Annotated in this window: 10 protein-coding genes; all 10 read right to left on the minus strand. The window is 71.5% G+C overall.

Annotated features, from left to right (window positions below; genetic code table 11):
• Positions 1–14: 14 nt before the first annotated feature.
• The 10 genes from ACIBQ8_RS41335 to ACIBQ8_RS41380 all read right to left on the minus strand — a co-directional run bounded on the left by ACIBQ8_RS41335 (position 15) and on the right by ACIBQ8_RS41380 (position 11,796).
• Positions 15–2,204, minus strand: a complete 2,190-nt coding sequence (locus tag ACIBQ8_RS41335; protein ID WP_357703285.1) for a bifunctional (p)ppGpp synthetase/guanosine-3',5'-bis(diphosphate) 3'-pyrophosphohydrolase — start codon at positions 2,202–2,204, stop codon at positions 15–17.
• Between the two features lie 172 nt (positions 2,205–2,376).
• Entirely contained in the window at positions 2,377–2,895 is a 519-nt protein-coding gene (locus ACIBQ8_RS41340) for an adenine phosphoribosyltransferase (protein ID WP_364340890.1), read from the minus strand.
• Positions 2,896–3,127: 232 nt separating this feature from the next.
• Positions 3,128–4,117 carry a protein translocase subunit SecF gene (gene secF, locus ACIBQ8_RS41345; protein ID WP_397175345.1) on the minus strand — a complete coding sequence of 330 codons (990 nt, stop codon included), beginning with the start codon at positions 4,115–4,117 and terminating at the stop codon, positions 3,128–3,130.
• A 1-nt stretch (position 4,118) separates the two neighbouring features.
• Positions 4,119–5,873: a protein translocase subunit SecD gene (gene secD / locus ACIBQ8_RS41350; protein WP_397194883.1), complete on the minus strand. Its 1,755-nt coding sequence runs from the start codon at positions 5,871–5,873 to the stop codon at positions 4,119–4,121.
• A gap of 91 nt (positions 5,874–5,964) precedes the next feature.
• Entirely contained in the window at positions 5,965–6,351 is a 387-nt protein-coding gene (gene yajC / locus ACIBQ8_RS41355; RefSeq protein WP_397175343.1) for a preprotein translocase subunit YajC, read from the minus strand.
• A 212-nt stretch (positions 6,352–6,563) separates the two neighbouring features.
• The gene (ruvB, locus tag ACIBQ8_RS41360; RefSeq protein ID WP_397175341.1) at positions 6,564–7,595 is read right to left on the minus strand and encodes a Holliday junction branch migration DNA helicase RuvB; all 1,032 of its coding nucleotides are present in this window, start codon (positions 7,593–7,595) and stop codon (positions 6,564–6,566) included.
• Positions 7,596–7,643: 48 nt separating this feature from the next.
• Complete coding sequence (ruvA, locus tag ACIBQ8_RS41365) at positions 7,644–8,264, minus strand: Holliday junction branch migration protein RuvA (RefSeq protein ID WP_358285749.1); 621 nt, start codon at positions 8,262–8,264, stop codon at positions 7,644–7,646.
• Positions 8,265–8,341: 77 nt separating this feature from the next.
• Positions 8,342–8,863, minus strand: coding sequence for a crossover junction endodeoxyribonuclease RuvC (gene ruvC / locus ACIBQ8_RS41370; RefSeq protein WP_358285996.1), 522 nt, complete (start codon positions 8,861–8,863; stop codon positions 8,342–8,344).
• 105 nt (positions 8,864–8,968) lie between these two features.
• Positions 8,969–10,126: an enhanced intracellular survival protein Eis gene (gene eis, locus ACIBQ8_RS41375; protein WP_397194758.1), complete on the minus strand. Its 1,158-nt coding sequence runs from the start codon at positions 10,124–10,126 to the stop codon at positions 8,969–8,971.
• Between the two features lie 11 nt (positions 10,127–10,137).
• Positions 10,138–11,796 (minus strand): carbohydrate ABC transporter permease, encoded by a 1,659-nt coding sequence (locus tag ACIBQ8_RS41380; RefSeq protein WP_397194759.1) that lies wholly within the window; start codon positions 11,794–11,796, stop codon positions 10,138–10,140.
• Positions 11,797–11,912: the final 116 nt, after the last annotated feature.

Here is an 11,912-nt window from a genome sequence, read left to right on the forward strand (position 1 = left end):
CCCCGGCCGGTCGCTCAGCTGCCGGCGCCGCTCACCCGGTAGACGTCGAAGACGCCCTGGATGCTGCGCACCGCCTTGAGCACGTGGCCCAGGTGTTTCGGGTCGCCCATCTCGAAGGTGAACTTGCTGATCGCCACCCGGTCGCGCGAGGTCGTCACGGACGCGCTGAGGATGTTGACGTGCTGGTCGGACAGGGTGCGCGTGACGTCGGACAGCAGGCGCGGCCGGTCGAGGGCCTCGACCTGGATGGCCACCAGGAACACGCTGTCGTCGCCGGGCGACCAGCTCACCTCGACCAGCCGGTCGGGCTGCTCCCTGAGCTGCTGGACGTTGGTGCAGTCGGCGCGGTGCACCGACACGCCGTGGCCGCGGGTGACGAAGCCGACGATCTCGTCGCCGGGCACCGGCGTGCAGCACTTGGACAGGCGCACCCACACGTCGGCGTCGCCCGCCACGACCACGCCCGCGCCGCCGCCGCGCGGACGGCCGCGCAGCCGGGTCGGCAGGGACGTCTCGGCGATGTCCTCCTCGGCGCTCTCCACGCCGCCGATCGAGGCCACGAGCTTCTGCACGACCGCCTGCGCGGCGATGTGCCCCTCCCCCACGGCCGCGTAGAGCGCCGAGACGTCGGGGTAGCGCAGGTCGCGGGCGAGCGCCAGCAGCGCCTCGCCGGACATCAGGCGCTGCAGCGGCAGGCCCTGCTTGCGCATGGCGCGGCCGATGGCCTCCTTGCCCGCCTCGATCGCGGTCTCGCGGCGTTCCTTGGAGAACCACTGCCGGATCTTGTTGCGGGCCCGGCCGGACTTGACGAACTTCAGCCAGTCGCGCGACGGCCCGGCGTCGGGCGACTTGGAGGTGAAGATCTCGACGGTGTCGCCGTTGCCGAGCCGCGACTCCAGCGGCACCAGCCGCCCGTTGACCCGCGCGCCGATGCAGCGATGGCCGACCTCGGTGTGGACGGCGTAGGCGAAGTCGACCGGCGTGCCGCCCTCGGGCAGGGCGATGACCTGGCCCTTCGGGGTGAACACGTAGACCTCGGAGACCGACAGGTCGAAGCGCAGCGACTCCAGGAACTCGCCCGGGTCGGAGGTCTCCTTCTGCCAGTCGAGGAGCTGGCGCAGCCAGGCCATGTCGCTGCCGGGCTTGACCTTGCCGGTGGGCCCCGGCGCGCCGACCTCCTCCTTGTACTTCCAGTGGGCGGCCACGCCGTACTCGGCCCTGTGGTGCATCGCGTGCGTGCGGATCTGCAGCTCGACCGGCTTGCCCTCGGGACCGATCACCGTGGTGTGCAGCGACTGGTACATGTTGAACTTGGGCATCGCGATGTAGTCCTTGAACCGGCCGGGGACCGGGTTCCAGCGCGCGTGGATCGTGCCCAGCGCCGCGTAGCAGTCGCGCACGCTGTCGACCAGGACCCGGATGCCCACCAGGTCGTAGATGTCGTCGAAGGCGACGTCGCGGGCGATCATCTTCTGGTAGACGGAGTAGTAGTGCTTGGGCCGGCCCTTGACCACCGCGCGGATCTTGGCCTCGCGCAGGTCGCCGGAGACCTTCTCGATGACCTCCTGCAGGAACAGGTCGCGCCGCGGCGCGCGCTCGGACACCATGCGCGCGATCTCGTCGTAGCGCTTGGGGTAGAGCATGGCGAACGCGAGGTCCTCCAGCTCCCACTTGATCGTGTTCATGCCGAGCCGGTGGGCCAGCGGCGCGAAGATCTCCAGCGTCTCGCGGGACTTCTGGTGGCGCTTGTGCTCGGGCAGGTAGCGCATGGTGCGCATGTTGTGCAGCCGGTCGGCGAGCTTGATGATCAGCACGCGGATGTCGCGCGACATCGCCACGACCATCTTGCGCACGGTCTCGGCCTGCGCCGCGTCGCCGAACTTGACCTTGTCGAGCTTGGTGACGCCGTCGACCAGCGAGCCGATCGTGTCGCCGAAGTCGCCGCGCAGCTCGTCGAGGCTGTAGGCGGTGTCCTCGACGGTGTCGTGCAGCAGCGCGGCGCACAACGTCTCGTCGTCGGTGCCCAGCTCGGCCAGGATCGTCGCCACGGCGAGCGGGTGGGTGATGTACGGGTCGCCCGACTTCCGCTTCTGGTCGCGGTGGTGGTAGGCGGCCATGTCGTAGGCGCGTTCGATCAGGCGCAGATCGGCCTTGGGATGGGTGGCCCGGACCGTGCGGAACAGCGGCTCCAGCACCGGATTCATGGCCCCACCCCCAAACCGCCGTCGACGCACCGCAGGAACGCCGGGCGCGTCGGCATTACCAGCGTCGGTTACGTCGGGCGCGACCACATCACGGGGCACTCAGACTCCTCACGTTCGAGTCCAGATCCCCCCAGTGTATCCAGGCTGTGGACCCGGACTCGCTCGGGCCGTCTCAGACGATCACCAGGGAGTGCAGGTCGACGGCCGGCAGCCGCTCGCGTCCCTTGAGAAACGCCAGCTCCATCAGCACCGCGATGCCGACCACGTGCGCGCCGGCCCGCTCGACGAGCTCGATGGTGGCCTTGGCCGTGCCGCCGGTCGCCAGCACGTCGTCGACGATGAGCACCCGGTCGCCGGGCGCGAAGGCGTCGCGGTGCACCTCGATGGTGGCCGAGCCGTACTCCAGGTCGTAGGACTCCTCCAGCGTCGCGGCCGGCAGCTTGCCCTTCTTGCGCACCGGGACGAACCCGGCCGCCGCCCGGTAGGCCACCGGCGCCGCCAGGATGAAGCCCCTGGCCTCGATGCCGACGATCTTGTCCACCTCGGTGAGGCCGGCCAGCTCGTCCACCACGGCCGCCATCGCGACGGGGTCGCCGAGCAGCGGGGTGATGTCCTTGAACAGCACGCCGGGCTTGGGATAGTCGGGGACGTCCCTGATCCGGTCCAGGATCAACTGGCTGAGCTCGCTCATCGTGCTTCCATCGCCTTCCTCGTGGGTGCCGCGCTCCATGATGGCCTACTCCGGACCCTCCTCGGACCGCAGGACGTCCCGGACGGCCTGTGACGGGCCTGAGACGCCCGCCGGGACAGGCTCGGCACAGGGGAACCCCACGGCCCTCCTCCGGCGCCGCAAGGCCCCTCTGAACGCGACGGCGCCCCCGCCCTGACGGACGGGGGCGCCGGGACGAGCCGCGGACGCGGGCTCAGCCCTTCGCTACGGCTGCGCTTTTGGAACCCTTCGCCCCCTTGCCGGTGGTGGAGGCGAGCCGGCGCGCGATGGCCTGGTACTTCGGCTCCCGCTCCTTGAGCGTGACCAGCATCGGCGTGGCCACGCACAGGGACGAGTAGGTGCCGACGATCATGCCGACGAACAGGGCCAGCGACAGGTCCTTCAGCGTGCCCGCGCCGAGCAGCGTGGTGCCGATGAACAGGATGGCCGCCACCGGCAGGATCGCGACCAGCGAGGTGTTCAGCGACCGGATCAGCGTGTGGTTGAGCGCGTTGTTGGCCGCCATCGAGTACGTCATCTTGGAGGTCGTGCCCAGCTTGGCCGTGACCTCCTTGATCATGTCGAACACCACGACCGCGTCGTAGAGCGAGTACCCGAGGATGGTCAGGAAGCCCAGCAGCGTCGCCGGCGTGACCTCGAAGCCCGACCAGGCGTAGACGCCGGCGGTGATGACGAGGTCGTGGATGAGCGCGACGATCGCCGACAACGCCATCTTCGGCTCGAACGCCATCGACAGGTACAGGATGATCGCGAGCATGAAGACGCCCAGGCCGATCCAGGCCTTCTGGGAGACCTCACCGCCCCAGGAGGCGCCGATCGACTGGACGCTGACGTCCTTGACCGGGACCTTGTACTCCTTGGCGATCGTGGTCTGCATCTGGTTGAGCGTCGACTCGGTCAGGGTCTCGGTGGTGACCCGCCAGTTGTCGCGGGCCCGCTGCACGATCACCTGGTGGGCGCCCTGCGTGCGGAAGTCCTCGCGGACCTCCTCGACGGTGCCGCTGCTGGCCGGGAAGGTGAAGACCGTCCCGCCCTTGAACTCGACGCCCAGGTTGAGCCCGTTGAACAGGATGCCGGCCAGGGAGACGAGCAGCAGCAGGCCGGACAGGCTGTACCAGAGCCTCCACTTGCCGACGAAGTCGACATCGATCTCGCCGCGGTAGAGGCGACGCCCCAGTCCCATCTCAGGCCTCCTGCGGAGTGGTCGTGGCGGCCGGCTCGGTGCTCATGCGCTCTGCGTCGAGGCCGGACAGCGGGTGCCCCTTGGCGAAGAACTTCAGCCTCGCCAGCAGGGCGATGAACGGCTTGGTGAACAGGAACACCACCACGATGTCGATCAGCGTGGTCAGGCCCATCGCGAAGGCGAACCCGGCCACACCGCCCACCGCCAGGAAGTACAGGACGATGGCGGCGATGAACATGACGGCGTCGGCGATCAGGATCGTGCGCCGGGCACGGACCCAGGCCACCTCGACGGCCGCGCGAAGCGTCCGCCGACCTTCCTTCATCTCATCACGTATGCGTTCGAAATACACGATGAAGGAGTCGGCGGTGATGCCGATCGAGACCACCAGGCCGATGATGTGCGGCAGCGAGAGCCGGAAGCCGGCGTTGTGGCCGAGCACGACCACCGCCGTGTACGTCAGGATCGAGGCCACGACGAGGCTCAGCACCGCGACGATGCCGAGGCCGCGGTAGTACAGCAGCGAGTAGACGACCACCAGGCCGAGGCCGATGATGCCCGCGATCAGGCCGCCTTCGAGCTGGTCGGCGCCGAGCGTCGAGGACACGGTGTCGATCGAGCTGCGCTGGAACTTCAGCGGGAGGGCGCCGTACTTGAGCTGGTCGGCCAGGTTGGTGGCGCTGACCTGGTCGAAGCCGCCGGTGATCTCGGCGCGGCCGCCGGGGATCGGGCTGATGATGTTGGGGGCCGTGATGACCACGCCGTCGAGGACGACCGCCACCTTGTTGCGCGGCTCCTGGGCGTTGTAGGCGGTGGTGGTGAGCTTGCTCCACTCGCCCGCGCCCTTGCTCTTGAAGTCGAGCTGGACGATCCACTCCACGGTGCCCTGGCGCACGCCCGCCGAGGCGGTGTCGATGTCGGTGCCGACGACCTTGGCGACGTCGAGGACGTACTTGTAGCTGCCGTCGGTCTCGCAGGCCGCGTACTGCTTGTTGGGGTCGTCCTGGACGCCCTGGCCGCGGTTCTTGGGGTCGGCGCAGTCGAGCTTGTGGAACTGCTGCAGCACCGCGGGGTCGATGCCCTGCGTGTTGATGCCGGCGTTGGGGTCCTGGTTCGGCTGCGTGGGCGGCGTGCTCGGCGACGGCGTCGGCGTGGCGTTCTTGCCCTTGGTGTTCTGCTTCTGGCCCGTCTGGTTCTGGTTCTGGGCCGTCTGGTCGCGGCCGGTCTGCGTGGCCTCGGGCGTGGCGCCCGGCGTCGGCGCGGTCAGCGCGGACGACAGCGCCTTGCCCGTCGGGGACGCGCTCGGCGTGGTCGCCGACTGCGTGCCGGACGGCTTGCCCGACGGCCTGGCCGTCGAGGACGGCTTGGCGGACGGCGAGGCGCCCGGCGTGGGCGCCTCGGTGGTCAGGTTCTGCGGGACCTGCGTGGCCTCCATGGCGAGCACCTGGCGGAAGCGCAGCTCCGCCGTGGTGGCGACCAGCTTGATGGCCTCGCTCTGTCCGACGCCCGGGATGGAGATGATGATGTTGTCGCCGGACTTGGCGACCTCCGCGTCGGAGATGCCGGTGCCGTTGACCCGGTCGCGGATGATGTTGACCGCGCGGTCGAGGATCTCTTCAGGCGGAGACTGACCGGACTGGGTCACGGGTGACAACGTCACCGTCGTTCCGCCGGCGAGGTCGAGTCCCAGCTTGGGCGTGAACGCCTTCTGCAGGAACATCGTCCCGCCCAGGGCGAGGATGAGCGCCAGCAGCACCAAGAGCGTGCGCCCTGGTCGGCTGTGGCGGCTGGTCGGTCGGGCCACTGGTCGTCGATTCTCTCAGATAGGGGTTTGTCGCAGAGCTTAGTCAGGACTGCTTGCTGCTGGAGCCCTGATCGCCGTTGGGCTCGACGGTCGCGTCGGACTCCTTGGCGTCACCGTCGGCCAGGTCGGTCGTGGCCGGCTCGTCGGCCACCACCGGGGCGTCACCGGGCTGGACCACACGGCCGATGGCCGCCTTGACCCAGCGCGTCTCGATGCCGGGCGCGACCTCCAGCACGACGTCCTCGTTGTCCACCGCGACGACCGTGGCGAACAGGCCGGTCGTGGTCATGACGCGGGCGCCCGGGGTCAAGGAGTTCTGCATCTGCTGCGCTTCCTGCTGGCGCTTGCGCTGCGGACGGATCAGCAGGAAGTAGAACACCACCACCAGAAGGATCAGCGGCAGGATGCTTCCGAGTTGTCCCATGTCCATAGGGGCGACCTTCCATAGTCGTTCAAGAATTTGACACCGGCCTCGCGCCGGAAATTCCGTTGCGTAGCTCTCGGGCCGCGCCGCTCAGCCCGTCAGCCTACACAGCCAGCCAAGCCACGGAGTGTAGGCGCTTGTTATGAAACGCGGCAACGAGGCAGCGATTCGGCGCGCGGGGAAGTTCCCGATTTGAAATGGTTGCAACCGTTTCGTGATCACGGTGAAACGGCGGCCCCGAAAGCGTCCGGCGGCGGTGTCATACCCATGTGTGTCCAGGCGGAAGCGGTCGCGACCCGGCCGCGCGGGGTCCTGGCCAGCAGCCCCTGACGGACGAGGAACGGCTCGGCCACCACTTCGACGGTCTCGGGCTCCTCCCCCACGGCCACGGCGAGGGTGGAAAGGCCGACGGGACCGCCGCCGAACTTGCGCAGCAGCACCCCGAGCACCGCCCGGTCGAGCCGGTCGAGCCCTTCGGCGTCGACTTCGTAAAGATTGAGCGCCGCCGAGGCGATGTCCCGGTCGATCACGCCGCCCGCGCGCACGTCGGCGAAGTCGCGGACGCGGCGCAGCAGCCGGTTGGCGATGCGGGGCGTGCCGCGCGAGCGCCGGGCGATCTCGTGGGCGCCCTCCTCCGGCAGGACGACGCCGAGCAGCCGCGCCGACCGGTGGAGCACCTGCTCCAGCTCGCCGACCTCGTAGAAGTCCATGTGGGCGGTGAACCCGAACCGGTCGCGCAGCGGCGCCGGCAGCAGCCCGGCCCGCGTGGTGGCGCCGACCAGCGTGAACGGCGCGATGTCGAGCGGGATCGCGGTCGCGCCCGGCCCCTTGCCCACGACGATGTCGACCCGGAAGTCCTCCATGGCCAGGTAAAGCATCTCCTCGGCGGGCCTGGCCATGCGGTGGATCTCGTCGATGAACAGCACCTCGCCCTCCGTCAGCGTGGACAGGATGGCGGCGAGGTCGCCGGCCCGCTCAAGGGCGGGGCCTGAGGTGATGCGGAGCGGCATGTTGAGCTCGGCCGCGATGATCATGGCCAGGGTGGTCTTGCCCAGGCCCGGCGACCCGCTCATCAGCACGTGGTCGGGCGGACGCTGCCGGCGCATGGCGCTCTCCAGCACCAGGGAGAGCTGCTCGCGCACCCGGCCCTGGCCGATGAACTCGCCCAGCCGCTTGGGCCGCAGCGCCGCCTCGATCTGCAGCTCGTCGCCGCCGGCGTCGGCGGAGACCAGCTCGCGCTCATAGTCCATGGCCACCGCTCCTTCCCGCGCGCCGGGGCGTCGTCTCAGACATCATGATCATCTCACGCTGAGGGACCGCAGCGCGGCCTTCAGCAGCGCGGCCACCTGCGGCTGGCGACCGGCGGCGAGGTCGGCCTCGGCCTCGGGCGCGACCCCGGCCACGGCCTCGTCGGCGTCTTTGCTCGAATAGCCCAGGCCCACCAGGCCGGAATGCACCTGCTCGCGCCACAGGGCGGCGCGCCGCTCCCCGCCGATCGCCGCGTTGACGGCCTCCTCGGGGGTGCCGAGCCGGTCCTTCAGCTCCAGGACGATGCGCTGGGCGCCCTTCTGCCCGATGCCCGGCACCCGCGTGAGCGCCTTGAGGTCGGCGGCGGCCACGGCCACCCGCAGCGCGTTGGGCGTGTGGACGGCGAGCATCGCCAGCGCCAGCTTGGGGCCGACGCCGCTGGCCGTCTGCAGCATCTCGAAGACGGCCCGCTCGTCGTCGCCGGCGAAGCCGTAGAGGGTCAGCGACTCCTCGCGCACCACCAGCGACGTGGCCAGCCTGGCCTGCTCGCCCACGCGCAGCGTGGCCAGCGTGCCGGGGGTGCAGTGGGCGAGGATGCCGACGCCCCCGACCTCGATCACGGCCCCGTCGGGCGCGACCGACGCCACCCTGCCCGCCACCGACGCGATCACGACTCGATCTCCTTCTTCACGAACTCCACGAACGCCACGAACTCCATGAAACGGTCGGCCCGTGCCTGCCGCACGGGTCAGCGCCCCTTGCCGGCGCGGGCCATGGCCTCGGCCAGCCGGTGCTGGGCGCCGCCGCGCCAGATGTGGCAGATGGCCAGGGCCAGCGCGTCGGCGGCGTCGGCCGGCTTGGGCATCTCGGCCAGCCGCAGCAGCCGGGTGATCATCGTGCCGACCTGCTTCTTGTCGGCCGTGCCGCTGCCGGTGACGGCGGCCTTGACCTCCGAGGGCGTGTGCAGCGCGACGGGCAGCCCGCGCCGGGCCGCGCACAGCACGGCGATCCCGGCCGCCTGCGCGGTGCCCATGACCGTGCGGACGTTGTGCTGGGCGAAGACGCGCTCCACGGCCACGGCGTCGGGACGGACCTCGTCGAGCCACCGCTCGATGCCGGCCTCGATGCCGACCAGCCGGGTGCCGAGCTCCTCGTCGGAACCCGTGCGCACCACCCCGACGGCCACCAGCGACAGCGGCGCGCCCGGCCGGCCCTCGACCGCGCCCAGGCCGCACCGGGTCAGCCCCGGATCGACGCCCATCACCCGCACCGGCTTGCCTCCCGCGCCGCCGAACATCTGTTCGGCACGAGACTCTACCCCGGCTGAGCTGGCCGCGCACCGTGAATCGCCCGCCGCGAACGGCGGGCGGGCCCGTCAGAAGTAGTCGAGCATGTACGGCTTGGCGGCGAAGGCCGTGTCGAGCAGCTCGTCGTGACGGTCGTCGCCGGACATCAGGCCGGTCCTGCGCAGCGTCGCGGTGGGCACGCCGGCGTACAGGGCGGAGAAGCCGCCCACGCTCAGCGCCGCGCCCCCGCCGCCCCCGCCGCCGCCGTCGGCCGGGACGGCCGTGCCGGAGCCGCCGGAGAACTCCAGCCGGTAGGAGCCGCCGCCGCGCAGCGGGTCGTCCACGCTGACCACGGCCCCGCCCGTGACGGCGGCGGGGAATCCCCTGCGCTCCACGGCCGCGGCCACGTCGAGCACCCGCAACATCCAGCGCACCTGCGTGACGTGGTCGGTGGAGCGCTCGCCGAGCAGCCACAGCACCGGGTCGTCGGGGGCGACCGGCGCGGTCACCTTCCTGGCGATGGACGACGAGCTGCCCACCATCGACCACAGCGCCCTGGCCGTCTCCCCCGACCCGGCGACCAGGTTCTCGACGTGCATGTCGTCGCCGTTCCAGCGGTAGACGAGGTAGCCGTCGGGGGCCAGGTAGAGGAAGTCGTCCTCGTTGGACAGCCAGACGCGCCAGGCGTTCTCGTCCCAGGCGACGGGGCCGCTGGAGCGGGCCGCCGCGTGCGTCCGGTGAAGCAGGGAGACGACCTCGGCGGCGTCGCCGGGGCCCATCCTGCGCAGCTCGACCTCGCCGGACGGCCGGATGCGGCGCAGCGACTCGGCGGGCAGCGTGATCATGTGCCGGGCTCCGGCGTGCTCGTAGCCGAGCGAGCGGTACAGGGGCGTGGTGGCCGGGTAGAGCGCCGAGACGGCGTCGCCGTGGGCGGCGGCGCGGTCGATGACGGCGCGCATGATGGCGGTGCCGACGCCGTGGCCGCGATCCTCCGGGTTGACGGTGACCCCCGCGACGCCGGCCATGGGCTGCGGACGGCCGTGCCACCACTGGGTGAAGCCGCGCAGCCGGGCCGAGGCGGCGAGCCTGCCGCCCTCGAACGCGCCCAGGTAGCGGCCCTCGCCGAGCGTGGGCGTCACGGTGTGGCGCCACCGCTCGGCCTCCGCGCCGGAGATCGGGCCGAAGGAGCGTTTACGCAGGTCGAGAACGTCGTCGAGGTCGTCGGGGGTGAGATCGCGAATTTCCACAACCCCTCAACCTACGGGCTGGTACGGGCGGGTCGCGAACCGTTTACGCTGATGGCGAGCCTGTCGAGGTACCGGAGCTGAGCGGCCACGACCGCGGCCAGCGCGACGGCGACGACGACCAGCGGGGTGCTCCCGCCGACGTCGGGGACGCCGTGGAAGCCGCCGAGCCGGCCCAGCTGCGTGACGGGCACGGTGAACAGCTCCGGGCTCTGGGCCACCAGCAGCGGCCAGAGCACGTCCTGGGCGTTGACCAGCGTGACGGCGCCGGCCAGCACGCCCGCCATGGGCAGCGACGGCAGCAGGACGCCGCCGAAGAAGTCCCTGTCGTCGCGCTCGGCCAGCCCCTTGCACAGCAGCGTCAGCACCAGCAGCGCCGGGACGCTGACCAGCAGCGGCGGGAACAGGGCGAAGAAGGTGTCCACGAGGCGCAGGTTGCGCATGTTCTGCCAGTCGGCCACGCCGAGGGGCCCGGTGCCGACGAACAGCCAGGGGGCGAACGGCAGCAGCAGCCATTCGCTGCGCGCGCCCAGGGGACGCAGGCCGCCGATGCCGAGGGCGGCCAGGTAGGCGACGCCGACCGACACCAGCGCGCCGGCCACGGCCGGGACCCACGTGTTGACCTGCGCGCGCAGCCCGCCGGAGCCGGCGCCGTCGCCGCCCGCGAGCACGCCGGAGATCCACGGCCAGGCGCAGACCAGCCCGACGGCCACCACCAGCACCAGCGCGACGACGCCGACGACGACGCCACCGCCGCCGGCCCGCGCGGGCCCGGAGCCCGGGTCGGGGAACGCTCCACGCCGATCCCGCTTCGGCAGCAGGGTGACACGGAGGCGGGCGGCCACCGCGACGACCACCGCGACGACGCCGAGCCCGCCGAGAAGCACGCCCGTCAGGGCCGCGACGGCCGCCCCAGGGCCGAACTGGGCCATTCTGAAGGCGAAGTCGTACTGGAGGCCCGCGAGGGTCTGTGTGGCGCGCTCAGGGCCTCCCCGGGTGAGCGCCATGCCGATCGAGAACGCCTGCGCCCCCACGGCGATGGTCGCCAGCGCCACCAGCACCCCCACCACGAGCGTGGCGCGCCCGGCGGTGCCGCCGCGCAGCGCGGGCAGGAACGCCGTCAGCGCCAGCGCGCACACCACCCCGAAGGTGGCGGCCACGACGACGAGCCGCAGCGTCCCCGGGGCCGTGGCGGGGTCCCGCAGGCCCTCGACCAGGGTGGCGAGGCCCGGACCGTCGGGCGACGTCCCGCGCAGCCAGGCCGCCGCCACGCCGATCGGCGAGAACGTGACGATCGCCAGCGACATCGCGACCAGGCCCGCGCGCCGCACCACGGGGCCGCCGCGGTCGAGCGCCAGGGCGAGCAGCGGCCCCACGACCACGGCCACCAGCAGCGGCCCCACGGTCAGCGAGAGCGTGAAGCCCAGCGCCCGCCAGAAGTCCTCCCCGCCCAGCACCTTGCCGTAGTTGTCCAGGCCCACGAACCTGCTCGGCTGCAGCACGCCGCCGCTGTGCAGGCTGAGCACGATCGTCTGGACCGTCGGCAGGACCAGCGTGATCAGGGTGCCGAGCAGCGCGGGCACGGCCAGCAGCCAGCCCAGCGCGCGGTAGGGCGCCGGGGGCCGGGCGGCCGGGGGCATGGGGACCGGGGTCGGTGGGATGGGGGAATTCACGTCGCCCGACCCTAGCCGCGTCGGGGCGCGGGCGCACGCGTAACGGCCGGGTGGGCATTTGGTGTCGAACACCCCCGGGCCCGGCAAGTGCCCGGCAAGTGCCAGGTCAGGGGCGG

It is taken from the genome of Nonomuraea sp. NPDC049646 (genome assembly GCF_044465525.1).
In the GTDB taxonomy this organism is placed as follows: domain Bacteria; phylum Actinomycetota; class Actinomycetes; order Streptosporangiales; family Streptosporangiaceae; genus Nonomuraea.